Consider the following 25,565-nt stretch of genomic DNA (forward strand, 5'->3'; position numbering starts at 1 on the left):
GAACAGCGTCGTTCCCGGTGTGGGCTTCTGCCGTCGGAAGTCAGGAGTAGAGATGACCGCAGTCGCCATCCCCGGACTGGAAAATGCGCCGACGACGCACAGTGGCGTGCTGTCCTGGGTCCGAGAGGTCGCCGAACTGACCACTCCGGACCGCGTGGTGTGGGTCGACGGGTCCGACGAAGAGGCCGCCCGGATCAACGCCGAACTGGTCTCCGCCGGCACGTTCGTGCAGCTCGACGCGAAGCCCAACTCGTTCTGGGCGGCTTCCGACCCGAATGACGTCGCCCGCGTCGAAGAGCGCACCTTCATCTGTTCGGAGAACGAAGAGGACGCCGGTCCCACCAACAACTGGATGGACCCGGCCGAGATGAAGGCCACGATGACCGAGCTGTACCGCGGGTGCATGCGCGGTCGCACGATGTACGTCATCCCCTTCTGCATGGGCCCCCTCGGCGCCGAAGACCCCAAGCTCGGCATCGAGATCACCGACTTCGCCTACGTCGTCGCCTCCATGCGCGTGATGACCCGCGCCGGCAAGGCCGCGCTGGACAAGTTCGTCACCGAGGACGGCACCGAGCGCGAGTTCGTCCCGGCCCTGCACTCCGTCGGCGCGCCGCTGGAGCCGGGCCAGGAGGACGTCTCCTGGCCGTGCAACACCACCAAGTACATCTCGCACTTCCCCGAGTCCCGCGAGATCTGGAGCTACGGCTCCGGCTACGGCGGCAATTCGCTGCTGGGCAAGAAGTGCTACTCGCTGCGCATCGGCTCGGTCATCGCCCGCGACGAGGGCTGGCTGGCCGAGCACATGCTGATCCTCAAGCTGATCTCGCCCGAGGACAAGGTCCACTACGTCGCGGCGGCGTTCCCGAGCGCCTGCGGCAAGACCAACCTCGCCATGCTGCAGCCGACCATCCCCGGCTGGCGCGCCGAGACCCTCGGTGACGACATCGCGTGGATGCGGTTCGGCGAGGACGGCCGCCTGTACGCGGTGAACCCCGAGTTCGGCTTCTTCGGCGTCGCGCCGGGCACCGACTGGCACACCAACCCCAACGCGATGCGCACCATCGAAAAGGGCAACACGGTCTACACGAACGTCGCGCTCACCGACGACGGCGACGTCTGGTGGGAGGGCATGGGCGAAAAGCCCGAGCACGCCACCTCCTGGAAGAAGCAGGACTGGACGCCGGAGTCGGAAGAGAAGGCCGCGCACCCGAACTCGCGCTACTGCACCCCGATGTCGCAGTGCCCGATCCTCGCGCCGGAGTGGGACGACCCGCAGGGCGTGCCGATCTCGGCGATCCTGTTCGGCGGCCGCCGCAAGACCACGGTCCCGCTGGTGAACGAGGCCCGCGACTGGCAGCACGGCGTGTTCATGGGCGCCACCATGTCGTCGGAGACCACCGCGGCCGCCGCCGGCGCGGTCGGCAACGTGCGCCGCGACCCGATGGCCATGCTGCCGTTCCTCGGCTACCACGCCGGTGACTACTTCAAGCACTGGCTGGACCTCGGCAAGAACGCCGACGCGAACAAGCTGCCGAAGATCTTCTACGTCAACTGGTTCCGCCGTGGCGACGACGGCCGTTTCCTGTGGCCGGGCTTCGGCGAGAACTCGCGCATCCTGAAGTGGGTCATCGACCGCGTCGAGGGCAAGGGCAACGCGAACGAGACCCCGGTCGGCTTCGTGCCGAACGCCGAGGACCTCGACACCGAGGGCCTCAAGGAGCCGCTGGCCGACATCCAGGCCGCGCTGGACGTCTCCGCCGAAGAGTGGCGCCAGGAACTGCCGCTCATCGAGGAGTGGTTCGAGAAGATCGGCGACAAGGTCCCGTCGTCGCTGCGTGACGAGCTGGACGCGCTGAAGCAGCGCCTCGGCTGATCGCCCGAACGCCGGAGAAGGCCTCATCCTCGGAGTCATTCCCGAGGATGAGGCCTTCTTCTTTCCCGCTCGGTACCGTGGCCGCATGGTCAAATTCGGCGTCAACATGGTCGTCCCGGCGAGCCGTGCCGCGTGGGTCGAAAAGTGCCGCAAGGCCGAGGACCTCGGCTTCGACGTGATCGGCGCGGCCGACCATCTCGGCATGGCACCGCCGTTCCCGGCCCTCGTGCTCGCCGCCGAGGTGACGAACCGCCCGCGGCTCAACACTTTCGTCATCAACACCGCCTTCTACAACCCGGTGCTGCTGGCCCGCGACGTCACCGGCACGGACCAGTTCACCGAAGGCAGGCTGGAGCTCGGTCTGGGGGCCGGTTACGTGAAGGCCGAATTCGAAGCGGCGGGAATGGAGTTCCCGCGTGCGGGCAAACGCGTGGACCATCTCGAAAACACCATCAAAGTGCTGAAAAGGCTCTATTCCGACGAAGACCACAAACCGCCGACGGTGCAGAAACCGGGCCCGCCGTTGATGATCGCCGGCCGTGGCGACAGGCTCCTCAGCCTCGCCGCCGAACACGCCGACATCATCGGCTTCACCGGCACGGCGGCCGTTCCCGACGGGGGCGCGCTCGCCGTCGACGACGCGGCCGGAATCGAAGAGCGGGTGGACTTCGTCCGCGGGAAACTGAACGGCCGCACCGTCGAATTCAATATCCTCTCGCATTTCGTCGCCGTGGTCGAAGACCGGCGAGAAGGGTTGGAGAGCCTGCGGGAACTGCTCGACGGCAAGCTCACCGTCGAACAGCTCGCCGAATTGCCGACGGCTCTCGTCGGCACCCACGAGGAGATCGCCGAGCAGATCCTGGCGCATCGCGAGCGTTTCGGGTTCAGCTATTTCACCGTGCTGGAGCACAACATGGACGCGCTCGCGCCGGTGATCGAATCCTTGCGCGGCCGATGATCGACGTACGCGGGCTCGGCGTCCAGGCCGGGGAGCACTGGTTGTTCGACGGCCTCGATTTCGAGGTGGAGGCGGGCGAATGCGCGGTCATCGTCGGCCCCAACGGAGTCGGGAAATCGACCCTGTTGCGGTGCCTGTACGGCACGCAGGCCCCGCAGCGCGGCCGCGTCGTCGTCGCGGGCGGGAAACCCGACGAACGCGATGTTTCCTTCCGCCGCAAGGTTTCTGTCCTGTTCGACGACTCCGATTTCTTCGCCGAGCTGACCCCGCTCCAGCATCTCGAACTGCTGGAGGGCTCGTTCGGTGCCGAACTCGGCGATTTCGACGCGCTCCTCGCGGACGCGGGGCTCGCCGAGCGGGCGAAGGTCACCGCGGGCAAGTTCTCGGCCGGGCAACGCCGCAGGCTGTTGCTCCTCGGCGCGACGGCGCGGCCGCACGACGTCCTGCTGCTCGACGAGCCGGAGCGGGCGCTCGACGTCGCGGGGAAGGAATGGCTGACGTCGTTGATCAAGCGTTCGACCGATGCCGGGGCGGCCGTCGTCGTGGCCACGCACCATCCCCCGCTGCTCGAAGCGGCCGATTCCACGCTCGAGTTGTGGTGACGACGAAGGCGCCCACGCACGTCCCGGGACGTCAGCGATTCGGCGGACTGCTCAACGGCGACTACCAGACCTTCTTGGCCCTGTTCGGTTTCGGTGCGTTGTTCACCGCGTTCCAGAACCTGCCGAAGCTCCGCGATTTCCTTTTCGGACAGTCCGTTGTGGACTTTCCGGGGGTCTTCGGGCTGCTGGTCGTGCTGTGCGCGATGTTCTGGCGCGGCCTGCTGCGCCGCGGCTTCGTCTGGGCCGAACCGGCGGCGCTGACGTGGATGGACTTCGCCCGCGTCGACAGGCGCCGTGTCGTGGTCAAGCGGATGTGGACGCTCTGGGCGGGGCTCGTCCTGGTGGTCGGCTACACCGGAGCGCTGGTCACCGCGATCGGCGGCGGCTCGGGGGACGTGTGGATCGCGGTGTCGGCGCTGACCGCCTCCGGTGCGATCCTGGCCGCCGTCACCGCGCGGCGGACGGCGATCCGCGGGGAAACGCTCGCGCCGGTCTTGCTCGCGCTCGCCGGGCTGGCGTTCGCGGCCGCCGGCCTTGGCCCGGTCGCGGTCGAGGTGCTGGCCGTCGCGCTGTTCGTGGTGGCGGTCGCGGTGGCTTTCGGTGGCGAACCGATGTCCGGGGCCGGCCGCCAGGAACTCGTCGACGGCTGGAACGCGCGGCTGCTGCGGGCGATGGCCGCGGTCTTCATGGATCCCATGCTGCTGATCCCGGAGTCGAAGCCGGTGCCGTGGCTGTCGCTGCGGCGTCCGACGACGCCGCGGCTCGCGTGGGCCGGGGTGCTCGGCCGGGCACGCTACGCGGCGGCGAGTGTGGTGATCGCGTGCCTGGTCGGCGTCGCGCATCTGGCCTTCCCGGCGCTCCCCGCGGCGGCGCTGTTCGCGCTCGGCGCGTACGCGGCGCTCGTGCCGTTCGTCGGCGGGCTCGGCGAGCTGTGGCGCAACCCCGGCCGCAGGCGGTGGCTCGGCGCGTCCGACTGGGAATTGCGGCTGGTCAACGGCCTGGTGATCGCTCTGCTCGGTCTCGTTTGGGGGATCCTGCTCGGCCTGGTGACGCTGCTCCTCGGGGTGGTCCCGGCCTGGCCGGTGTGGCTCGCGATCCCGCTCGCGGTCTTCGCGGCGATGCGGACGGCGACCCGGCCGCCGATGAACTACGACGTCAGTGGCGGCGCGGCCGGGCTGCAGGCCTTGCGCGGCGTCGACGTGCTCGTCGCCGGAGCCGTCTTGCTCAGCGTGATCGCCTGAGGTCACCCGTTCCCGCGTTCGGATCATTCGGATACTCCGAACGCGGGTTACCCTCGATGCGACGAAAGGAGCACGAGTGGGCGGCGGGCACGCACCGGGAAAGGGACGGCGGGCGACCAGCGAGTTCCCCGCGGGCTGGACCGACGAGCAGATCATCGCGGTGATCAAGGACGTCGCGAACGATCCGAGCGAACCCCGCCTCAGACTGCACAACGGCCGCTGGCGCTGCGCGGGCGAACGGTACGGCGTGCACCTGATCGTGCTGGTCGAGGACAACGGCCACGTCAAGACGGGCTATCCGGTGGCGGGCCCCGGCGTGGTCCGCAATCCCGACACCGCCGCCGACCCGGCGAACCCGACGGTCGCCGACCTCGCCGCCGGACGGATCAGCTTCTTCGGCGACAGCCTGCTCGACCAGATCGGCGACCGGATCGCGCCGGACGTCCTGGCCTTCTACCGCACCTTGCACTGGTCGGGTGAGTGGGAAGAGCTGGCGGACGTCCTCGTCGCGCACGCGCTGAACGAGAACCTGCGCCTCGGGGTGGACGAGTACGCCACCCTGGAAAGCCTGCTGAACAGCTTCGACCTGCCGATCGACGGCTTCCTCTACCTGAACGACCGGGCGCACGCCCTGGCCGCTCTGCGCCCTTAACTCGCTTCCGCGACCTCTTCGGCGCCGCACTCGGCGGCCGAACGCAGCGCGTCCAGCGGCAGCGCGACGGCGTCCGCGATCGCCATCACCGTGAAGAAGGCGGGCGTCGGGATCCGCCCGGTCTCGATCTTCCGGAGCGTCTCCACCGAGATCCCGGCCTCCGCCGCGACCTCGACCATGCTCCGCGACGACGCCGCGCGCGCGTCCCGGAGCGCCAGCCCCAGCCGCTCGCCGCGTTCGCGTTCTTCGTCCGTCAACGGCACTCGCACCATGGGCCCAATACTAATACCGGTCCGGCCGCGGTCGAAGCCCGGAGCGCCACCTGGAACCCCAGCGGCACCGCCAGTCACAGCTTCGCGACGAGATGGCGTGGCTGTCGGCCTGACCCTCACGTGTCCGGTTCTCGCTGGGGTCGTGAGCGGTAAAGAGCGTTAGAACGACCATTCCCACTCACGACGGCCACGCGAAGTCCTCAATTGGGCATTAGCCCTGGTGACTCTTGTGGACGATTCCGCGTGACCCGATGGACGACGCGCGTACCGGTCCGCCCGCGAGCGCGTGTCGTCCCTCCAGTCACGTGTGTCGTCCGTCCGATCACCCGTGCCGTCCACCCAGTCACGCGAGTTCCGCCTCCAATCACGCGAGTCGCGGCCCCAAGCACGTGAGTTACGGCCTCACGCACGCGACTTCCGTGCCGGCGACAGAGTCGTCCCCACCGAGTTACCCCCAGCCTGTGGACAACTCTGTGCACAGGTCCGTGGACAACCCAAAGAAAGGGCCCCGCCGAGCCGAAACTCGACGGGGCCACAATCCCTAGTGGCTTCAGGCGCCCGCGGGCACCGGAAGTGGGAGTCCGGGGAGGCTCTGGTCGTTCGGCACCTTGCCGTCGACGAGGAAGTCCTCCACGACCTTGTCCACACCCGCGTTGCCGCCGGCGTAGATACCGTGGTCGCCTTCACCGGTCACCGTGATCATCCGCGAACCGGCGAACGCGCGGTGCGCACGGGTCGCGCCCTCGATCGGGGTCGCCGGGTCGTTCACCGACTGGACGATCAGCACCGGCGGGACGCCGCGGCCGTCGAGCTTCGGCAGGTCGACCGGCTTGTTCTTCCAGAAGATGCACGGCTGGATCAGCCAGCCCGCGCCGAGCAGCGGCAGATCGCGGTCGATCAGCTTCTGCGACTGCCGGATCACGCTGTTCCGGTTGCCGTACCACGGGCCCTCGTTGCAGGGGATGGTCCAGAAGCTGGCGTTGTAGGAGTCGCCGTCGGTCGGGACGAACAGCGGCTGCGGGCCGATGACGCCGTCACCGTCGACGGTCTCGGCCTTGACCTTCTTCGCGGCCGAGGTCTTCTGCTGCTGCGTCGAGGTGCCCTCGGTCAGCGTCTTCAGGTTGACCAGGTAGTCGGCCAGCGCCGGGAAGTTGCGCTTCGAGTAGAGGTACCCCGCGATGGTCGAGTCGAGGGCGTTGGCCGAAACCGGGACGCCGTCCACCTCGACCGGGTTCTGCGTCAGCGCGAAGCGGACCTTCTCGTACGTCTGGCGCGCGGCTTCACCGGTCTTGCCGAAGCCGTAGACCTTGTCGTACTTGCCCATCCACGGCAGGAAGTCCTGACGCCAGCGGCGCTCGAAGCCGAGCGGCTGCCCGTCGAACGAGTTCTGCCAGGTGGTGGTGAACTCGGTCGAGGAGTCGAGCAGGAAGCGGCCGGTCCGGGTGGGGAACTGCTGCGCGTAGTGCGCCCCCATCCAGGTGCCCGCCGAGTAACCGACCCAGTTGATCTTGTCGCGGCCCAGGAGGACGCGCAGCAGGTCGATGTCGCGGATGGTCTGTGCGGTGTTGATGAGCGGGCCCAGCTCGCCGGACTTCACCTGGCAGGAGTCCGCCGCGTACTTGGTGGCGTCCAGGATCAGGTTGAGGTTCGCCCGGCTGCGGTCGCGCGGGTCCAGGTCGGAGCCGGTGCCGATCGCGTTGCCGCAGGTGATGTTGGTGCTCTTGCCGGTGCCGCGCGGGTCGAGACCGATGATCTCCTGATTCGCGCGGAGCTTCGTCTGGTTACGCAGGCGGGCCGGGAAGTTACGGCCCGGAGCGCCGGGGCCGCCCGGGTTCGTGATGACGCTGGCCGTCGCTTTGCCGCTGGTGGCGGCGAGGCGGCTGACGGCGATCGTCAGGTCGATGGCCTCGTTCGTCTTGTACCAGTTACGCGGCGCGCGGTAGGTCGCACACTCGATGTTCTCGGCCCCCGGAGGCGGCGCGGACGGCAGCTCACTGGCGGTGCACTTGTGCCAGTCCAGCTTCTGGTCCGCGTACTTCGCCGGAATGTTGGTGGAGTTCAGCGGCTGCTGCCCGGCAGCCTCCGGCCCTGCGAACGCAGGCGTGAACCCGGCCAGCATGGTGCCGGCGACAGCCGGGATCACCACCGCATAGCGGAGTTTCTTCATCCGATGCCCCTTTGGTCTTGCGTGCGAAGTTCCTGTTCGCGACTGCGGGCTATTGATATCCGGCGGGGACTCCGACGGCAACCGCCCTTCGTCGTATGGGGCGTCGCTGATCAAATCGATATCGGGCACGCGTGACCCGGGTGGGTGAGAGGTTCTAGGGTCATCGGGACCATCCGGGGGTACGGGAATGTTAGGTGAGGTCCGATGGCGTCAGGTAAGGCAGACGGGAAGGTGAGGGGCTTTCAGTTCAGCCCCTGGAACCTCCTGTTGATCATCCCGTTGCTGGTGCTGATCACGTCTTTGTTCAATTCTGACGGTCCCCGGCTGTTCGGGATGCCGTTCTTCTACTGGTTCCAGTTCGTGTTCGTGGTGGTCGGTGTCCTGTGCACCTGGATCGTCTACGTGATGACCAAGGACAAGCCGACCAGTGACCGTCCCGACCGGCTGTCCGTGGACGAGCTCGACGAGGGGGACGTCAAGTGACCAACATCCAATGGCCCGAGCTGATCATCTTCACGATCCTCTTCGCGGTGGTCACCGTGCTCGGCTTCGTCGCGTCGCGCTGGAAGGCCGGTAACACCCTCGACCACCTGGACGAATGGGGTCTCGGCGGCCGCAAGTTCGGCTCGTGGATCACCTGGTTCCTGCTCGGCGGTGACCTCTACACGGCTTACACGTTCGTGGCCGTCCCCGCGCTGATGTTCAGTGCCGGCGCGATGGGCCTGTTCGCGCTGCCGTACACGATCATCGTCTACCCGATCGTGTTGATGCCGGCGCTGCGCATGTGGTCGGTCTCGCGCGTTCGCGGCTACGTCACGCCCGCCGACTTCGTCCGCGGCCGGTTCGGTTCGCCGACGCTGGCGCTGCTGATCGCGATCACCGGCATCGTCGCGACGATGCCGTACATCGCGCTGCAGCTCGTCGGCCTCGAAGCGGTGCTGCGGACCATGGGCATCAACGGCTCCGGCATCGTCGGGCACCTGCCGCTGCTGGTCGCCTTCATCATCCTGGCGGTCTACACCTACCAGTCAGGTCTCCGCGCGCCCGCGCTGATCGCGTTCGTCAAGGACATCCTGATCTACCTCGTGATCATCGTCGCGATCATCTACCTGCCCTCGAAGCTCGGCGGCTGGTCGGAGATCTTCGACGCGGCCGACGCGAAGTTCGACAAGACGCAGTCTCCGGCGGACGGCATCCTGCTCAACGCGAACAACCAGTTGCAGTACGCCACGCTGGCGCTCGGTTCGGCGCTCGCGCTGTTCCTGTACCCGCACTCGCTCACCAGCGTGCTCGCCTCGCGCGGCCGCAGCGTGATCAAGCGGAACATGGTCGCGCTCCCGGCGTACTCGCTGGTGCTGGGTCTGCTGGCCCTGCTCGGCTACGTCGCGATCAGCGCGTCGGTCTCCCCGATCACCAACAACGCGACCGGCAAGCCCGACACGAACACCGTCGTCCCGGTGCTGTTCGACACGCAGTTCTCGTCGTGGTTCGCCGGGATCGCGTTCGCCGCGATCGGGATCGGCGCGCTGGTGCCCGCGGCGATCATGTCGATCGCGGCGGCCAACCTGTGGACCCGCAACATCTACAAGGAGTACATCAAGAAGAACGCGACGCCGGGCGAGGAAGCGAAGCAGGCCAAGCTCGCTTCGCTGATCGTGAAGTTCGGCGCGGTGGCGTTCATCCTGTTCATCGACCCGCAGTTCTCGATCGACCTGCAGCTCATCGGCGGTGTGCTGATCCTGCAGACGCTGCCGGCGGTGGCGATCTCGCTCTACACGCGGTGGTTCCACCGCTGGGGCCTGATCGCCGGCTGGGTGGTCGGTATCGGGTGGGGCCTGATCATGCTCTACAACATCCCGAACCCGGCGACCGGAAAGGCGCACTTCGGTGGCTCGGCGCTGAAGCTCGGGGACCTGTCGATCTTCGGCTGGCACCCGCTCAGCGGCTCGCAGCTGCAGATCTACGTCGGGTTCGTGGCGCTGATCGCGAACCTGCTGGTGGCCGTGATCTTCACGGTGATCGCGCGGCAGCTGAAGGTCTTCAACGGCACGGACGACACCGAGGCCGAGGACTACCACGCCGACGAGCACGACAAGGATCTCCGGGAAATCGGCGTCCACTGAGTCAGCTGTGAGAAGGGGCCGCGTCCTGCCGGGACGCGGCCCTTTTCGTCGCGGCGTTCGCGGCGAGATAGAGCACGAGCCCGTTCAGCAGGTGCCAGAGGAAATGCGTCCCGGCGGGGAAGCTCCCGCAGACCGTGTGGTCGGCCGTGCGGAACGAAAGGGACACCCCGAAAACGCCCGCGGTGAGCGCGAACCTGCGGCGGTCTTCACCCTTGAGAATGACCGCGAAGATCACGAGCCCGATCAGCGTCGAGAGGTACAGCCCGCCGCCCAATGACGCGACGACGGCGGTGAAGGCGAGGAACACGGGGATGCCGAGCCAGGACAGCCCGCGGCGGACGCCGAAGAAGAGATGCGGGAACACGGCGGCGTAGTACAGGACGAACACCAGGATGAAGCCGGTGTCGGCGGCCGCGGACCAGCGCGTGGCGAGCAGGTGGAAGGCCGTGCTGCCGAGGAAGACCAGTCCGATGAGGACGGCGAAGACGCGGCCCTTCGGCTGCCGCCAGACGGCGATCGCCGCGATCAGGAACGCGAGATTGCTGAGACTGTTGAGCGGCTCGCCCCAGAGACCGGGAGCGAGGCGTTCGCAGTAGCCGTCGACGTACGCCGTCCAGTTCATTCCCCCAGCCAACCGTGCCCGCGTGAACTGGGGGTGTCTTCGCTCGCGCTTTCGCAGCACGCCGCGCGCCCACTCGCCGTATCTCCGAGTCCTGAAGGGGCCCTTTGAGACGCTCGATGTCCCGAAGGCCCCCTTTGAGACATCCACCCGAGTTGTCCACACCCACCCGCCGTTGTGGACAACTCGGCCCCCGTCACCGCCGGAACCCACCCCGCGTCACCCCCTCCCGATACGCTGGTGCGGGGCGCGCCCCCCTGGGAGCGGTGGGGGGTGGGGTACGCGCGGCGAGGCGAAAAAGCGCTGCTCAAGGGGGCGTGGAGCAGGACGCCAGGCGTCGGCTGAGGAAGCGGCGTTGCGGCTCCGAGCAGGGCAGCGCGAGCGCTCGCCGGTAGTGGTCCGCGGCTCGCCCGGCGTCGCCGGCCCGCAGCCACAGCGCACCGAGGACGGCGGGCAGCAGGGTGTAATCCGGCAGGTCGGCCTCGACGGCTTCGAGTTCGGCGATCCCGGCCGCCGCGCCGTCCACCATCGAAAGCGCGATCGCGCGATTCAGCCGCGCCACCGGCGAAGGCCGCAGCGCCAGCAGGTCGTCGTACAGGCCGACGATCCGGCGCCAGTCCGGCGGCGAGGCCGTGCTGTGGCACAGCGCGATCGCCGCTTCGACGTGATACGCCGACATCTCCGGCCCGGTGCACGCCCGCTCGAACAGCCGTGTCCCTTCGGCGATCATCGCGTGATCCCAGCGGCCGCGGTCCTGCTCGTCGAGCAGCAGCAGATCACCGTCCCGGTCGACCCGCGCGGGCAGCCTGCTCGCCTGCAACAGCATCAGCGCGACCAGCGCCCGCACCCTCGGCAAATCCGTCTTCGGCTCGGCCAGCAGCAGCCGCCCCAGCCGGATCGCCTCGCCGCACAGCTCGCCGCGCACCGCGACCTCGCCGGTCGTCGCGTCGTAGCCCTCGTTGAACAGCAGATAGAGCACGGCCAGCACACTGTCCACCCGGGACTCCAGCGCGTCCGGCCCCGGCAGGGTGAGCGGTTTCCCCGATTCCCGCAGCCATTTCTTGGCCCGCACGAGCCGCTGCGCCACCGTCGGCGGTTTCGTCAGCAGGGCCGCCGCGATCTCGTTCACCCCGAGCCCGCCGACGGTCTTCAGCGTCAGCGCCACCTGCGAGACCTTCGGCAGCGCGGGATGACAGCACAGCAGCATCAACACGAGTTCGTCGTCCGTGCGCCGGTCGGTTTCGTGGCCGTTCAGCTCCACGAGCCGCGGCAGCAGCGCGCGCAACGTCTGTTCGCGCCGGACGACGTCCATCGCCCGGTTCCGCGCGGCCCGGAACAGCCAGCCGCGCGGATTGTCCGGCACCCCGCTCTGCGGCCAGGTGCGCAGCGCCTGTTCCAGCGCGTCGGCGACGGCCTCCTCGGCCAGGTCCAGGCGTTCGGGGCCGAGCGCCCTGGCCAGCGTGGCGACGATCCGCCCGGCACTGTGCCGGAACAGGTGCTCCACCACGCCGGCCGGGCGGCTCATGACGGCGTCACTCCTCGCAGCCGCGTTCGCCGACCTTGCGCACCTCGATCGGCCCGAACTTCAGATGCGGATGCGTCGCGAAGATCTTCTCCGCCTGGTCGAGGTCCACGGCCTCGATCACCTGGTAGCCGCCGACGATCTCGGTGGCCTCGGTGTGCGGCCCGTCGGTCGCGCCGACCTCGCCGCCGGTGCCGCGCAGCACCCGGCCGCCACGCGACAACCCGCCGCCGCCGACGAACCGGTCTTCCTTCGTGCGTTCGTCCGCCCAGGCGATGTAGCTCTCGAGCACGCGTTGTGCTTCGTCGGGGCCGAGGTGGTCATGCGAGTCCGACTGGGACCGCAGGAAACCGACGTAGTTGGGCATGGTGTCCTCCTTGGGAATCGACGGCTCCTAGACGAACGAGCCCTCGGCGAATCGACACCGCGCGTCAATATCGGAAGAGGCGGTCGTGCAGTTCACGCTGCCGCGCGAACCAGGCACCCAGCCTGGTCCGGCGCCGCCGGCGTTTCAACACCTGCCGCACTTCGCGCACACAGGGCTCGTCGGGCGCGAAGGACTTCCCGGTCAGGAGGACGGCGTAGTGGCCGTCCGGGCAGCGACCGGAAACGGAGATCATGCCCGGCGTCAGGTCGTCGACGAACTCGATCGAGCCGACCCCGACCACGGAGCGCCGATCGCAGACGGGGCAGTAGACGACGAACACGTCACAGCTCCAGCCGCCAGGTCTGCCCGGTCAGCTCGTAACCGAAGCCCGTGATCGTCTCTTCGCTCACCAGCTGGAAACCGGCCTTCTGATAGATCGCCCGCGCCGCCTCCAGCAGGGAGACCGTCCAGAGCTCCATCGCCGGGTAACCGGACGCCCTCGCGAACTCGACGCATTCGCTGACCAGGCGTTTCCCGACACCCCGTCCTCGTGCGGCCGGTTCGAGGAGCAACATCCGCAACTTCGCGTTGACGCCGTCCTCGGCGGGCATGCAGAAGATGCTGCCGACGCGCTCCCCGTCGAGTTCGGCGATCCAGCCCGCTTGACGCGGGTCGCCGCGCCTGTCGACGTACTCCGCGACGACACGGGCGACGAGTGCTTCGAAGCGTTCGTCCCAGCCGTACTCGCGGGAGTAGAGGGCGCCGTGACGGTGGACCACCCAGCCGAAGTCACCCGGCCGGGGCGGGCGCAGGACCAGCGTGGGATCCGCGGCGCGTTCGCCGACCAGCGAGGTGATCGTGTCCATGGCACCGAGCAGCCGTCGCTGCTCGTCGTCACCGAACCGGCCGAGCAGCGAGCCGATCCGGCCCACCGACCGTTCGTCGAGCACGGCGAAGGCCTTGCGGCCGTTCTCGGTCAGGCGCACGATCTGACGGCGGGCGTCCTCGTCGCTGCGTTCGCGGATGAGCAGGCCGCGCCCCTCGAGCCTCGCGAGCAGCCTGCTGGCGTAACCGGCGTCGAGGTCGAGACGTTTGCGCAGGTCGGTGACCTGGGTCTGCTCCTGCTGCGCGAGTTCGAAGATGACCCTGGCTTCGCTCAGGGAGTATTCGGCGTCGGCCGGTCCTTCGTCGAGGACGCCGATCACGCCGGTGTACAGGCGGTTGAAGGCCCGGACGGTCGCCACCCGGTCTGCGGATCGATTCATTTGACCACCTCAACAAATTCATTGACGAGGTCAAGTGTTACTCCGCGAAGCGGTGAAGGCAAGAAATCTTTCGGAGCCGGACATATGGAAACCCCGTGATGCTGCCAGGTCGGGGGTCCGCCAGCATCACGGGGTCGTAGTGGGTATCGACGCCGCGTTCCGCGGCGTTACACCTCACGCACTATGTGTCGTAGGTCACTCGAACGGGCGACACCTACAACGGTTGTTGTCGGGTCAGCGCATGTGCGTGTGACGCGCCTGGGAGATAGCGATGAGCTCCTGACGAACGGTCGCGGTGGCCGCGGTGTCGATCGCCCGGTTCAGCGCCCGGCGAGTGCGAGCCTCGGCGCGACGGGCACGGAGCTTGGCGGCGATGTTGTTCATCGGTTTTTGTCATCCCCTTGGGAGTAGGTCTTGCGTCTTCGTGGCTGTGCTCCTAGTATGCACCCTTTTTCACAAGGATGCCAACGATTATCCGGTGACTTGGCACACCTGCCGATGAATCATCGGCAACATGGGCGCAAAACCGGAGAGATTTGGTGGCGCCGGTCACTTCTTGGTAACGCTGAAGGCGCGACGAAGCGGCGGTAGGGTTCTCTACCACTTTCTAGGATCTACGCGATAAAGCCTGAGAGAGGCTTAGTCCCGGCCGAGCAGGTAGTGGCCGAAGTGCGGGACGGTGAAGGCGATGTGCCCGCGCTCGGCGGAGTACACCAGGCCCTTCTTCATCAGGCTGTCCCGCGCCGGTGACAACGACGAAGGCTTCCGCCCCAGGTAGACGGCCACATCGGCGGTCCCGGCGGACTCGTCCCGGCCCTGTGTCAGCTCCGCCATCGCGAGCAGGTACTCGCGTTCCGCGGGCGTCGCGCGTTCGTAGCGGGAGCCGAAGAAGCCGACCGCGAGTTCCGATTCGGCCTCCGGGGCCGCGACCTGGACGTCCTTCACGGTGATGGGGTCCGCCGGCGCGGCGTCCCAGGCGGCCTTGCCGTAGGCCTGGATGAAGTACGGATAGCCGCCGGACGCGTCGAACAGGGCGTCCAGCGCCTCCGGCTCGATGCCCGCGTCTTCGCGCTCGATCGGCGCCATCACCGCGAGGTCGGCGTCTTCGCGCTCCAGCCTGTCGATGCGTGCGTAGCGGAAGAGGCGTTCCGAGTACGACTTCGACGCCGAAAGGACGGCGGGCACGTGCGGCAGTCCCGCGCCGACCACGACCAGCGGCGCCCCGGATTGCGAGAGCTCGTGGCAGGCGGCGCAAAGCGCGGAAACGTCCTCCGGCAGCAGATCCTGGATCTCGTCGATCAGCAGCGCGACCCCGGTGCCGACGTCGGCCGCCAGCTCCGCGACCTCGGTGAACAGTTCGACCAGGTCGATCTCGATGTCGCCGGAATCGGCGCGGCCCTGCGCGGCGGGTACGTCGATGCCGGGCTGCCAGCGGTCACGAAGCTTCGCGTCCGGTTTGTTGGCGCGCAGCGCGAACGCCTTGAGCACGGCGAGTACCTGCTCGACCCGGTCCGGCGCGCGGTGGCGCACGGCGAGATCGCGGATCGCACGGTGCAACGCGGCCGAGAGCGGCCGCCTCAGTTCGGTGTCCGGGCGGGCCTCGATCTTGCCCGCGCCCCAGCCGTGCTTGATGGCCCTCGAGCGCAGCTCGCCCAGCAACACGGTCTTCCCCACGCCACGCAGGCCGGTCAGCATCAGGCTGCGTTCGGGTCTCCCCCGCGCGACCCGTTCGAGCACGACCTCGAAGGCCTGGAGCTCGCGGACGCGACCTGCCAGCTCGGGTGGCCGTTGACCGGCACCCGGCGCGAAGGGGTTGCGGATGGGATCCACTCTCACACGCTATCGGCGTTTCTAGCGTGGACCCGATATTCCGCCATAGAGGGATAGGCGTGTCGCGGCGGGTTACTCCGAGTGGACGGGTCTGCAGCCCCGTCCCTCGTTCTTACTCGCTCAGGTTGCGTTCCGCGTAGATCTTCATCGCGTCACGGATGTATTCCGCGGTGCCCGGGCCGTACTTCTCGTCGTACTGCCCGTAGCGCGGGTCGTCGACGTACAGCTGCCCGAGACCGGCGAAGTAGCCCTTCGAGACGGCTCGTACCGCCGGCCGGAGCCATTCGTGCAGCCGATGCGTGATCGCCTGGGCCTCGTCACCGTCGGCGGGAAGGCCCTGCGCGCGGGCCTCGCCGAACGCGGCCGCGATGTCCTTCTGTTCCTGCTGGTGCGCCTTCTTGTCTTCGGCGCTCAGCGACTTCCACCACCGGTCACCCTGCTTGTAGGCGTCGGCGCCCCAGCGTTCGGTGACCTCCTTCTCGTACTTCGTGTGGTCGAAGCCGTCGAACACTTCCGTTGCCATCAGTTGTTCACCTCTTTCCGTCTTCTTCAAGGTCGTTTTGACCGATTCGATCTGCCGTCCGAGCCGCTGTCGCTCCTGCTCCAGCCACTTCAGGTGGGTGCGTAGCGCCGCTGTCGTGTCCTGCTCCCCTTCGAGGACTTCGCCGATCGCGGGCAGGCTCAGCCCGAGTTCGCGAAGCAGCAGGATCCGTTGCAGCCGCACCAGCGCGTCCTGGTCGTAGTAGCGGTATCCGTTGCTCCCCACCCGGCTCGGTTCGAGCAGCCCGATGTCGCCGTAGTGGCGCAGCGTGCGGCTCGTGGTCCCGGCCGAGCGGGCGATGTCCTGGATCGACCACTCCGTCTCGTTCGGCATGTCCACGAAGGTAGAGGTTGACGTTGCGTCAAAGTCAATCGAAGTTCACCCGACCGTGGCATGGTTCACGAATGAAGACATTCGCGCTGGTCATGGCCGCTGCGCTGACCTTGACGACGGCCGGGGTCGCCGACGCGCAGCCGCGTCGCGCCTTCGACATCCAGGCTCACCGCGGCGGGCTGGGCCTCACGGTCGAGAGCACGCTCGCGTCCTTCGGCAAGGCGATGGAGCTGGGGGTGACCACGCTCGAACTCGACATCCAGATCACCAAGGACGGCCGCGAGGTGATCACCCACGACCGCAAGACGACACCCGCGAAGTGTCGTGACACCGCGCCCGCGACGCCCGGCGACCCGGCGTACCCGTACGTCGGCAAGTACGTGAAGGACCTGACGTTCGCGCAGGTCCGCACGCTCGACTGCGGCTCGATCCGACAGCCCGCCCACCCCGGCCAGACGCTCTCCCCTGGCGCCAAGATGCCGACGCTCGCCGAGCTCTTCCAGCTCGCCAGGGACCACCGCGCCTGGGGCCTCAAGTTCAACATCGAGACCAAGGTCGAGGCCGCCGCGCCGCACGAGACGGCGCCGCGTGAGCAGTTCGTCCAGCGGGCGGTGCGCGAAATCGTGCGCGGCGGGTTCGCGCGCAACGTCACGATCCAGAGCTTCGACTGGGGCGCCCTGATGCGGTTCCGCGAGGTCGCCCCGTGGCTCCCGACGGTCGCGCTGACCCAGCCCGAGTTCCTGCAGGTGGGGCAGCCGGGCAAGTCGCCGTGGCTCGGCGGGCTCGACATCGACGACTTCGGCGGCAGCCCCGTCCGCGCGGTGAAGTCCTTCGGCGCCGTCGCGCTCTCGCCGGTGCACGGCAACCCGCAGGGCGGCAAGGTCGGCGACCCCGACTATCGGCCGTTCACCACGAAGGCGCTGGTCACCGAGGCGCACCGGGCGGGCCTCAAGGTCGTGCCGTGGACGATCGACGACCCGGCGACCATGCACAAGCTCATCGACGACGGCGTCGACGGCATCATCACCGACTACCCGGACCGGCTGCGGCAGGTCGCGGCCGAGCGCGGCTTCAAGCTGCCGAAGGCGTATCGGGCGCGCTAGCGAAATCTAGTTCTATCTAGTGTCAGAGAAATATTCCGGGATACACCGTTAGCGCGGTTCGGCGCGGTGGCGGGCGGGAAGACTGGGGATAGGTTTGTTTCCCGGGTCCGGATCCAGAAAGGTTTACGACCGTGATTCTCCGTCGCGTCGCACGTCCGCTCCTCGCCGCGATCTTCATCTCCGGCGGGATCGGCGCGCTGAGGGACACCCAGGGGCACGCCAAAGCCGTGGAGCCGTTCCTCACCGAGTCCTTCGACAAGCTGGAGGGCGTGGTGCCGGAATCGGTGCCGCGCGACCCCGCCACCCTCGTCCGGATCGACGCCGCGGTGAAGGTCGGCGCCGGGGTCGCGCTCGCCGCGGGCAAGGCGCCGCGCCTGGCCTCGCTGCTGCTGCTCGGCAGCCTGGTCCCGACGACGCTGGCCGCGCACCGGTTCTGGGAGATCAAGGAACCGGCCGAGCGTCAGCAGCAGCAGATCCAGTTCATCAAGAACGCCGGCCTCGCCGGTGGCCTGCTGCTGGCCGCCGCCGACACCGCGGGCAAGCCGTCGCTCGGTTGGCGCGCCAAGCGAGCCGCCTCCAAGACGGAGAAGCGCGCCGAGAAGCTGGCGAAGAAGGCCGAGAAGGCCATCACGAAGTAAACGCCCGCGTTTAGTCCTCTGGATGCGAGACGCATCCAGAGGACTAAACGCGTGGGGTCATGAGGTGAAGGCCTCGATGTCCTCCGCCTCGACGACGGTGCGCACCTCGACCTCGATCTCCTCGAACAGCGCCGCGTAGGTCTCCGCGAACGCGACAGCCTCGGCCAGATCCTTGGCGTTGATCAGCGCGAACCCGCCGATGACCTCCTTGGCCTCGGTGAACGGGCCGTCGGTCGCGGTGATCTTGCCGCCGCGGCCTTTGCGGACCTTCGCGCCGCGCTCGGAGGGGTGCACGCCCTCCGCCGTGATGAGGATGCCCTTCTCGAACGAGTCCTCGATGAAGGCGCCCATCTTCTCGATGAATTCCTTGCTGGGGTTCCAGGCCTCCGGGGCGCTCTCGTCCAGCCGGTGCATCATCAGAAACCGCATCGCTGCTCCTCAGTGTCTTGGCGGGGCTGTTTCTACCCCGCCTTCACCGACGCGTCGAGCGGCTCGACGGCGGTTCGACATTTCGACACGAAAGTTTTCCGGTGCCCTGTGCTTGGCGGGGCGGCACGCGTGATCCGACGGACGACACGCAGCGGTATCACGCATGAGACGAGCGAGAAGCACGCGACGTCAGCGGCTCGCGACCTTCTTGTACTGGGCCGTCGCCAGCGGGGCGAAGATCGCGATGATGGCGATGCAGCACAGGATCGCGTACAGCGACGCGTGCTCGGCCGGCCAGCCCGTCGGGGGCGCGCCGAAGCGGTTCCCGAAGAGGTCACGGGCCGAGTTGATCACCGCGGTGAACGGGTTCCAGTCGGCGATGGCCTTCAGCACGCCCGGCAGCTTGTCCGCCGGGACGAACGCCGTCGAGATGAAGCTCAACGGGAACATCCACATCAGCCCGGCGCTCTGCGCCACCTCGACGCTGCGCGCGACGAGCCCGATCCACGCGCCGACCCAGGACAGCGCCCAGGCGAACATCAGCATCACCAGATAGCCGAGTACGGCGTCGAGGAAGCTGCCGCGGATCCGCCAGCCGACCAGCAGCCCGCACAGCGACATGACGACCAGCGCGACCACGCTGATCACCAGGTCGGACGTCGTGCGGCCGAAGATCACCGCGAGCCGCGAGATCGGCAGCGAACGGAACCTGTCGATGATGCCCTTCTGCAGGTCGTTCGCGAAGCCGATCACGGTGAACGCCGAGTTGAACGCGACCGTCTGCGCGAAGATGCCGGCGATCAGGAACTCGCGGTACGCGAGCCCGCCCGCCTCGCCACCGATCGCGTCTCCGAAGACATACGCGAAGAGCAGCACGAACATGATCGGTTGCAGCGTCGCCGCCATCAGCCAGTCCGGGTTGCGCTGGACGTTCTTCAGGTTCCGCCAGGTGATCACGCCACCGTCGGAAAAGGCCTTCGCGACCGCGCTCACTTTTTCTCCCCCTCGTCCGTGGCGTGCCCTGTCAGCGAAAGGAAGACGTCGTCGAGCGTCGGCCGGTGCAGCGCGACGTCCTGGACGGCGACGCCGTGGCCGTCCAGCCGCCGCAGTGCCTCGATCAGCGCCTTCGGCCCGCCCTCGACCAGGACGTCGACCTTGCGGGTGTGCTCGTCGACCGACGGGGTGCCCGAGCCGACCTCGGTCAGCACCTGGGTGGTCATGGCGAGATCGCTCGCGTTCGCCACGACGAGCTCCAGCCGCTCGCCGCCGATCTCCTGCTTGAGCTCGTCGGCGGTGCCGCGCGCGATGACCTTCCCCTTGTCGATCACGACGATCGAGTCGGCGAGCTGATCGGCCTCCTCCAGGTACTGCGTGGTCAGCAGCACGGTGGTGCCGTCGGCGACGAGTTCCTTGATGACCTCCCAGGTGTCGATCCGGCCGCGCGGGTCGAGCCCGGTGGTCGGTTCGTCGAGGATCACCACGGTCGGCTCGGCGACCAGCGCGCCCGCGAGGTCGAGCCGCCGCCGCATACCGCCGGAGTACGTCTTGGCGGGGCGATCCGCCGCGTCCTCCAGCCGGAACCGGGCGAGCAGCTCACGCGCCCGCGATTTCGCCGCGGCCTTCTTGCTCCCGTACAGCCTGCCGACCATGTACAGGTTCTCGAAGCCGGTGAGGTTCTCGTCCACGGCGGCGTACTGGCCGGACAACCCGATCGCCCGCCGGACGGCGTCGGGGTGGGCCAGCACGTCGTGCCCGGCCACCTCCGCCTCGCCCGAATCGGGGCGGAGCAGCGTGGTCAGGATGCGGACCGTCGTCGTCTTCCCGGCACCGTTCGGCCCCAGGAGGCCCAGCACCTTGCCCGTCGGGATCGACAGGTCGACCCCGTCGAGCGCCCGGGTGGACCCGTAGGTTTTGACCAGCGCTTTCGCCTGAACTGCGAACATGCGCACACGCTAGACCCGGGCACCGACAAAGACACCCGGGTTTTTCCCCGATCCGCTGCGGGCGAACGCTACTTTTCGAGAATCGCGGTGACGCCCTGGCCGCCCGCGGCGCAGATCGAGATGAGTCCGCGGCCGGATCCCTTCTCGTTCAACAGTTTCGCGAGGGTGGCGACGATACGGCCGCCGGTCGCGGCGAACGGGTGCCCGGCCGCCAGCGACGAGCCGTTGACGTTCAGCTTCGCCCGATCGATGGAACCGAGCGGTTCGTCGAGACCCAGCTTCGACTTCGCGAACTGCGGGTCCTCCCACGCCTTGAGGGTGGCGAGCACCTGCGACGCGAAGGCCTCGTGGATCTCGTAGAAGTCGAAGTCCTGCAGGGTGAGCCCGGCGCGCGTGAGCATCTGCGGGACGGCGTACGCGGGCGCCATCAGGAGGCCTTCGTCGCCGTGGACGTAATCGACGGCCGCGGTCTGCGAGAACGTGAGGTACGCCAGCACCGGCAGCTTGCGTGCCTTCGCCCACTGCTCGGTCGCGAGCAGGACCGTCGACGCGCCGTCGGACAGCGGCGTCGAGTTGCCCGCGGTCATCGTGCCGTCAGGGCCACCGAAGGCGGGCTTCAGCTTCGCGAGCTTCTCGACGCTTGAATCCGGCCGCAGGTTCTGGTCGCGCGCCAGCTTCAGGTATGGCGTGACCAGGTCGTCGAAGAAGCCCTTGTCGTACGCGGCGCCGAGCCGCTGGTGGCTGGTGGCGGCGAGCTCGTCCTGCGCCTCGCGCGTGATCTCCCAGACCTTCGCGGTCAGCGCGGCGTGCTCGCCCATGGACAGGCCGGTGCGCGGCTCGGAGTTGCGCGGGATCTCGGGGACGATGTGCCCGGGGCGCAGCTTCGCGGCGAGCTTCAGCCGCTCCGGCAGCGTCTTCGCGGCGTTGAGCTGCACGAGGATCTGGCGCAGGTCGTCGTTGACCGCCAGCGGCGCGTCGGACGTGGTGTCGACGCCGCCCGCGATGGCCGAGTCGATCTGGCCGAGGGCGATCTTGTTGGCGACGTTGATGATCGCCTGGAGGCCGGTGCCGCAGGCCATCTGCACGTCGGAGGCCGGGGTGGCGGGGTTCAGCCTGCTGCCGAGGACGCTTTCGCGGGCGAGGTTGAAGTCGCGGGCGTGCTTGAGCACCGCACCGGCGGCGACCTCGCCGATCACCTCGTCCTGCAGGGAGAAGCGGCTGACCAGGCCGTCGAGGGCGGCCGTGAACATGTCCTGGTTCGACGCTTTCGCGTACGGGCCGTTCGAGCGGGCGAAGGGGATCCGGTTGCCGCCGATGATCGCGACCTTGCGCACGGGTGCCGTCCTTTTCGTGGCCATTTTTTCCACTCCTCCGTAGGCTCTCTCACACTGTAACCTACTAGCGAGTAGGTTAGAATGCGACGTGACGCAAACTGCACGGGAGGCACGTAATGGCTGACAGGTACCAGCAGTTCACGAAGAGCCCGGTGGGGAAATTCGTGGTGCCGAAGCTCGGCCTGCCGAACCCCGCGACGCTCCGCCGGTACAAGCCCGGCCAGCCCGCTCTCGAGGGTCCCGCACTTCTGGGTGCCGCGCCGGGCGGTCGCCTCGAAAAGGTGATCGAGGCGCAGCTGCACCGCGCGGGGATCGAGGTCATCTCGACCGCGACGGACAGGCACGCCGCGCTCGTCTTCGACGCGACAGGCGTGAAGGACCCGAAGCAGCTTCGCGAGGTCTACAACTTCTTCCACCCGGTGATCCGGAGCGTCGGGCCGTCGGGCCGCGTCGTCGTCCTCGGGACGCCGCCGGAGCTGGCCGAAGGCAACGAGCGGATCGCTCAGCGCGCGCTCGAAGGCTTCGTCCGTTCCGTCGGTAAGGAACTGAAGCGCGGCGCGACCGCTCAGCTCGTGTACGTGGCCGAAGGCGCCGAAGAGGCCACTGAGTCCACGCTCCGATTCCTGCTGTCGTCGAAGTCCGCCTTCGTCGACGCCCAGGTCATCCGCGTCGGCACCGAGACCAAGACCGCCTCCGCGCCGTCCGACTGGACGAAGCCGCTGGACGGCAAGGTCGCCCTGGTCACCGGCGCTTCCCGCGGGATCGGCGCCGCCATCGCCGAGGTGCTGGGCCGCGACGGCGCCCACGTCGTCGCGCTCGACATCCCCGCACAGGGCGCGGACCTGTCGAAGGTGGCCAACAAGGTCGGCGGCTCGGCGCTGCAGCTGGACATCACCGCCGCCGACGCGCCCGAGAAGCTCGCCGAGTACCTCGTCACCCGCCACGGCGGCGTCGACATCGTCGTGCACAACGCGGGCATCACCCGCGACAAGACGCTCGGCAACATGACCGAAGGCGGCTGGGACTCGGTCATCGCGGTCAACCTCGCCTCGCAGCTCGCGGTGAACGAGAAACTGCTGTCCGACAAGGTGCTGCGCGAGAACGGCCGCATCATCGGCGTCTCCTCCATCGCCGGCATCGCGGGCAACGTCGGCCAGACCAACTACGCCACCAGCAAGGCGGGCGTCATCGGCATGGTGAACGTCGGCGCGCCGAAGCTCGCCGAGTACGGGGGCACGATCAACGCCGTCGCGCCCGGCTTCATCGAGACCAAGATGACCGCCGCCGTGCCGCTGTTCATCCGCGAGGCCGGGCGGCGGCTGTCCAGCCTCGGCCAGGGCGGGCTGCCGGTCGACGTCGCCGAGACGATCGCCTGGTACGCAAACCCGGCTTCGGCTGCGGTCAACGGCAACGTGGTCCGCGTCTGCGGCCAGGCACTGCTGGGGGCGTGAACATGGCGGTCAAGGAACTTCACGAGTCGCCGAGCCTGTCTTCGTTGTACCCCAAGGCGTTGCTCGGCTCGCTGCGCAAGAGCGGCGGGAACACGCTGCCGTCGACCGAGTTCGTCCGCGAGGGCGTCGTCGTCGACCCGGCGCACCTCGCCGCGTACAACCAGGTGTGCGGATTCCGGCTGGACGACGTGCTCCCGGCGACGTATCCGCATATCCTCGCCTTCCCGCTGCAGATGGCGTTGATGACCGAGGACGACTTCCCGTTCCCGTTGCTGGGCATGGTGCACGTCGCCAACCGGATCACCCAGCACCGGCAGCTGCGGCTCGACGAGTCGTTCACCCTGCGCGTGCGCGCCGAGGACCTGCGCCCGCACGACAAGGGCAGGCAGTTCGACGTGATCAGCGAACTGCTCGTGAACGACAGTCCTGTGTGGACGGACGTCAGCACGTACCTGCGCCGCGGCGGCGGCAGCGGCGAAAAGACCTCACGCGGTCAGCTCTCGCAGCCTTCGCCCACCGCGATCTGGCACGTGCCCGGCGACATCGGCCGCCGCTACGCCGAGGTCTCCGGCGACCGCAACCCCATTCACCTGCACCCGATCACCGCGAAGGCGTTCGGGTTCCCGTCCGCGATCGCGCACGGCATGTGGACGAAGGCGCACGCGCTCGCGGCGTTCGAAGGCAGGCTTCCGGAGGCGTTCACCGTCGACGTCAAGTTCAAGCAGCCGGTCCTGCTGCCCGCCAAGGCCGCTTTCACCACCTGGAGTGAAGGCGACGGCTGGGCGTTCGAGCTGTGGAACGCGCGCAAGCCGAAGCCGCACCTGGAGGGCTCAGTCGTCGCTCTCTGACGGCTTCCAGATCTCGCCCTCGACCAGGTCGTTGAACCCGAGCCAGACCAGGTTCATCAGCCACGAGGCGAGTACGCCGTCGGAGACGTCGGGGTGGTCGAGCGCCCAGTCGGCCAGCGACTCGGCCGCCCCGACCAGCGCGGCGGACAGCCCGGCGCCGGAGAACTCGGCCTGCTCGCCGAGGCCCTTGCGGGTGCCGGCGGAGACGACCAGCGCGGCGACCAGTTCGATCGCGCGGGTGCGCATGTCGGTGATCTCCGCGGCGAAGGCGCCGCCGACGGTCATGGCCTGGCGGTGCAGCACCGTCCAGGACTCGCGATAGTCGGCGACGAAGCGGTAGAACGCGCGCAAGCCGTGCCAAAGCTGCATGTCGGGCGGCAGATCGGGTTTGATCCCGTCCTGCACCGCCTCCAGCAGGCGAGTGGCTTCGCGGCGGATGCACGCGCCGAAGAGATCTTCCTTGGACCCGAGGTAGGTGTAGATCATCGGCTTGGACACGCCGGCGACCTCGGAGATCTCGTCCATCGACGCGGAGTGATAGCCGTAGCGCGAGAACACCGAGACCGCCGCGTCCAGGATCTGGCGTTCCCGCACCGCTCTCGGCAGCCGTTTGGCGCGTTCGGCGGGACGCGGCACTTCCTCGGACACTCAGGACCTCCCATTAGTTCGCGTAAGACGCTACCGGGCTACCACCGGCAAGGGTGATTTCGGCACGCTTGCCCGCTTACCTACTGGCGGGTAGCCTTACGCTTGGGTAGGCGGACTGGAGGGAAGATGACCGAGATCGTGGGGCTGACCGGCCGCGCGCTGGTCGACGCGCTGGAACGGATCGAGCCCGATTCGGCCGAAGCGCACTCTCTCGACGTCAACGAGGTCGCGGGCGCCATCGACCCGAAGGACCTCGGCAAGGACGACGTTCGGCGGCTGCTCACCGCGCTGGGACGGCTCGCCGAGTCCGCGCCCGCGTTCGACCTTCGCAAGGTCGATCCGGTCCGGTTCGCGAACCTCGTCGCCCGCGCCTCCCGCGCGCAACTCGAGAGCGTCGTCGCCGAACGGTCGCTCCGCGAGCGGGTGCTGCGCGAGATCTTCGACCGCATGGGCGCCCACATCCGGCAGGACCGCGCGAAGTCTCTGCACGCCGTCGTGCACTGGCGGCTCTCCGGCGGCACCGGCGACGGCGGATACGACCGCTACGAGACGGTGATCTCGCACGGCGAGTGCACGGTCGACCGGGACATGAGGGAGAAGCCGAGGGTGACGATCACGATCGCGCCCGTCGATTTCTTCCGGCTCATCACCCATCAGGCGACGCCGGCTGTGCTATTCGTCACCGGAAAGATCAAAGTAAAAGGTGACCTGGCGTTCGCGGCCGGTCTCATCGGTTTCTTCGACCTTCCGAAACCGTCCTGAACCCGGCCGAGCAGATACACTTCCGTGCCGTGCCCCGAAAT

At 68.2% G+C, this 25,565-nt stretch carries 27 protein-coding genes; 12 read left to right on the top strand and 15 right to left on the bottom strand.

What is annotated here, in order from left to right:
* Nucleotides 1–52: 52 nt before the first annotated feature.
* The 5 genes from MJQ72_RS42510 to MJQ72_RS42530 all read left to right on the top strand — a co-directional run bounded on the left by MJQ72_RS42510 (nt 53) and on the right by MJQ72_RS42530 (nt 5,329).
* Complete coding sequence (locus MJQ72_RS42510) at nt 53–1,876, top strand: phosphoenolpyruvate carboxykinase (GTP) (protein WP_240596471.1); 1,824 nt, start codon at nt 53–55, stop codon at nt 1,874–1,876.
* 85 nt (nt 1,877–1,961) lie between these two features.
* Nucleotides 1,962–2,834: an LLM class F420-dependent oxidoreductase gene (locus MJQ72_RS42515; RefSeq protein ID WP_240596472.1), complete on the top strand. Its 873-nt coding sequence runs from the start codon at nt 1,962–1,964 to the stop codon at nt 2,832–2,834.
* The gene (locus tag MJQ72_RS42520; RefSeq protein WP_240596473.1) at nt 2,831–3,436 is read left to right on the top strand and encodes an ABC transporter ATP-binding protein; all 606 of its coding nucleotides are present in this window, start codon (nt 2,831–2,833) and stop codon (nt 3,434–3,436) included. The genes MJQ72_RS42515 and MJQ72_RS42520 overlap by 4 nt, the downstream gene beginning before the upstream one ends.
* Nucleotides 3,430–4,677 carry a DUF6297 family protein gene (locus MJQ72_RS42525; RefSeq protein WP_240596474.1) on the top strand — a complete coding sequence of 416 codons (1,248 nt, stop codon included), beginning with the start codon at nt 3,430–3,432 and terminating at the stop codon, nt 4,675–4,677. The genes MJQ72_RS42520 and MJQ72_RS42525 overlap by 7 nt, the downstream gene beginning before the upstream one ends.
* A gap of 76 nt (nt 4,678–4,753) precedes the next feature.
* Entirely contained in the window at nt 4,754–5,329 is a 576-nt protein-coding gene (locus tag MJQ72_RS42530) for an EndoU domain-containing protein (protein ID WP_240596475.1), read from the top strand.
* On the opposite strand, the gene MJQ72_RS42535 is transcribed toward MJQ72_RS42530, so the two are convergent.
* On the bottom strand, nt 5,326–5,601 hold the full coding sequence (locus MJQ72_RS42535; protein WP_240596476.1) for a helix-turn-helix domain-containing protein: 276 nt from the start codon (nt 5,599–5,601) through the stop codon (nt 5,326–5,328). The genes MJQ72_RS42530 and MJQ72_RS42535 overlap by 4 nt on opposite strands.
* A 550-nt stretch (nt 5,602–6,151) precedes the next feature.
* On the bottom strand, nt 6,152–7,768 hold the full coding sequence (locus MJQ72_RS42540) for an alpha/beta hydrolase (protein WP_240596477.1): 1,617 nt from the start codon (nt 7,766–7,768) through the stop codon (nt 6,152–6,154).
* Between the two features lie 204 nt (nt 7,769–7,972).
* On the opposite strand from MJQ72_RS42540, the gene MJQ72_RS42545 reads away from it, so the two are divergent.
* Nucleotides 7,973–8,251, top strand: a complete 279-nt coding sequence (locus MJQ72_RS42545) for a DUF3311 domain-containing protein (RefSeq protein WP_240596478.1) — start codon at nt 7,973–7,975, stop codon at nt 8,249–8,251.
* On the top strand, nt 8,248–9,891 hold the full coding sequence (mctP, locus tag MJQ72_RS42550; RefSeq protein WP_240596479.1) for a monocarboxylate uptake permease MctP: 1,644 nt from the start codon (nt 8,248–8,250) through the stop codon (nt 9,889–9,891). Before MJQ72_RS42545 ends, mctP begins: the two co-directional genes overlap by 4 nt.
* Nucleotide 9,892: 1 nt before the next feature.
* Here mctP and MJQ72_RS42555 read toward each other — a convergent pair whose 3' ends face one another.
* The 8 genes from MJQ72_RS42555 to MJQ72_RS42590 all read right to left on the bottom strand — a co-directional run bounded on the left by MJQ72_RS42555 (nt 9,893) and on the right by MJQ72_RS42590 (nt 16,368).
* On the bottom strand, nt 9,893–10,513 hold the full coding sequence (locus MJQ72_RS42555; protein WP_240596480.1) for a hypothetical protein: 621 nt from the start codon (nt 10,511–10,513) through the stop codon (nt 9,893–9,895).
* A 304-nt stretch (nt 10,514–10,817) separates the two neighbouring features.
* Complete coding sequence (locus MJQ72_RS42560; RefSeq protein WP_240596481.1) at nt 10,818–12,035, bottom strand: RNA polymerase sigma factor; 1,218 nt, start codon at nt 12,033–12,035, stop codon at nt 10,818–10,820.
* Between the two features lie 7 nt (nt 12,036–12,042).
* Nucleotides 12,043–12,399, bottom strand: coding sequence for a YciI family protein (locus tag MJQ72_RS42565; RefSeq protein ID WP_240596482.1), 357 nt, complete (start codon nt 12,397–12,399; stop codon nt 12,043–12,045).
* A gap of 64 nt (nt 12,400–12,463) precedes the next feature.
* A complete protein-coding gene (locus MJQ72_RS42570; protein ID WP_240596483.1) occupies nt 12,464–12,739 on the bottom strand; it encodes a hypothetical protein in 276 nt (91 codons plus the stop codon).
* Nucleotide 12,740: 1 nt separating this feature from the next.
* Nucleotides 12,741–13,664 (bottom strand): helix-turn-helix domain-containing GNAT family N-acetyltransferase, encoded by a 924-nt coding sequence (locus MJQ72_RS42575; protein ID WP_240596484.1) that lies wholly within the window; start codon nt 13,662–13,664, stop codon nt 12,741–12,743.
* 234 nt (nt 13,665–13,898) lie between these two features.
* The gene (locus MJQ72_RS42580) at nt 13,899–14,048 is read right to left on the bottom strand and encodes a hypothetical protein (protein ID WP_007032374.1); all 150 of its coding nucleotides are present in this window, start codon (nt 14,046–14,048) and stop codon (nt 13,899–13,901) included.
* A gap of 255 nt (nt 14,049–14,303) precedes the next feature.
* On the bottom strand, nt 14,304–15,494 hold the full coding sequence (locus MJQ72_RS42585) for an ATP-binding protein (RefSeq protein WP_240596485.1): 1,191 nt from the start codon (nt 15,492–15,494) through the stop codon (nt 14,304–14,306).
* Nucleotides 15,495–15,606: 112 nt separating this feature from the next.
* Nucleotides 15,607–16,368 (bottom strand): MerR family transcriptional regulator, encoded by a 762-nt coding sequence (locus MJQ72_RS42590; protein WP_240596486.1) that lies wholly within the window; start codon nt 16,366–16,368, stop codon nt 15,607–15,609.
* Nucleotides 16,369–16,439: 71 nt separating this feature from the next.
* Here MJQ72_RS42590 and MJQ72_RS42595 point away from each other — a divergent pair, with 71 nt between their 5' ends.
* Nucleotides 16,440–17,471 (top strand): glycerophosphodiester phosphodiesterase family protein, encoded by a 1,032-nt coding sequence (locus MJQ72_RS42595; RefSeq protein ID WP_240596487.1) that lies wholly within the window; start codon nt 16,440–16,442, stop codon nt 17,469–17,471.
* 131 nt (nt 17,472–17,602) lie between these two features.
* Nucleotides 17,603–18,109, top strand: coding sequence for a DoxX family membrane protein (locus MJQ72_RS42600; RefSeq protein WP_240596488.1), 507 nt, complete (start codon nt 17,603–17,605; stop codon nt 18,107–18,109).
* 57 nt (nt 18,110–18,166) lie between these two features.
* Here the strand turns inward: MJQ72_RS42600 and MJQ72_RS42605 are convergent, their stop codons facing one another.
* The 4 genes from MJQ72_RS42605 to MJQ72_RS42620 form a co-directional block, all read right to left on the bottom strand.
* Entirely contained in the window at nt 18,167–18,538 is a 372-nt protein-coding gene (locus MJQ72_RS42605) for a YciI family protein (protein WP_240596489.1), read from the bottom strand.
* Between the two features lie 189 nt (nt 18,539–18,727).
* Nucleotides 18,728–19,531 (bottom strand): ABC transporter permease, encoded by an 804-nt coding sequence (locus MJQ72_RS42610; protein WP_037334316.1) that lies wholly within the window; start codon nt 19,529–19,531, stop codon nt 18,728–18,730.
* The gene (locus MJQ72_RS42615) at nt 19,528–20,481 is read right to left on the bottom strand and encodes an ATP-binding cassette domain-containing protein (protein WP_240596490.1); all 954 of its coding nucleotides are present in this window, start codon (nt 20,479–20,481) and stop codon (nt 19,528–19,530) included. The genes MJQ72_RS42610 and MJQ72_RS42615 overlap by 4 nt, the downstream gene beginning before the upstream one ends.
* A 68-nt stretch (nt 20,482–20,549) precedes the next feature.
* Nucleotides 20,550–21,839, bottom strand: coding sequence for an acetyl-CoA C-acetyltransferase (locus MJQ72_RS42620; protein WP_125679467.1), 1,290 nt, complete (start codon nt 21,837–21,839; stop codon nt 20,550–20,552).
* A 92-nt stretch (nt 21,840–21,931) separates the two neighbouring features.
* On the opposite strand from MJQ72_RS42620, the gene MJQ72_RS42625 reads away from it, so the two are divergent.
* Nucleotides 21,932–23,266 (top strand): 3-oxoacyl-ACP reductase, encoded by a 1,335-nt coding sequence (locus tag MJQ72_RS42625; RefSeq protein WP_240596491.1) that lies wholly within the window; start codon nt 21,932–21,934, stop codon nt 23,264–23,266.
* A gap of 2 nt (nt 23,267–23,268) precedes the next feature.
* Entirely contained in the window at nt 23,269–24,114 is an 846-nt protein-coding gene (locus MJQ72_RS42630; protein ID WP_240596492.1) for a MaoC/PaaZ C-terminal domain-containing protein, read from the top strand.
* Here the strand turns inward: MJQ72_RS42630 and MJQ72_RS42635 are convergent.
* Nucleotides 24,097–24,762, bottom strand: coding sequence for a TetR/AcrR family transcriptional regulator (locus MJQ72_RS42635; RefSeq protein ID WP_007032385.1), 666 nt, complete (start codon nt 24,760–24,762; stop codon nt 24,097–24,099). The genes MJQ72_RS42630 and MJQ72_RS42635 overlap by 18 nt on opposite strands.
* Before the next feature lie 126 nt (nt 24,763–24,888).
* On the opposite strand from MJQ72_RS42635, the gene MJQ72_RS42640 reads away from it, so the two are divergent.
* On the top strand, nt 24,889–25,524 hold the full coding sequence (locus MJQ72_RS42640) for an SCP2 sterol-binding domain-containing protein (protein ID WP_240596493.1): 636 nt from the start codon (nt 24,889–24,891) through the stop codon (nt 25,522–25,524).
* Nucleotides 25,525–25,565: the final 41 nt, after the last annotated feature.

The sequence above is a fragment of the Amycolatopsis sp. EV170708-02-1 genome (assembly GCF_022479115.1).
In the GTDB taxonomy this organism is placed as follows: Bacteria; Actinomycetota; Actinomycetes; order Mycobacteriales; family Pseudonocardiaceae; genus Amycolatopsis.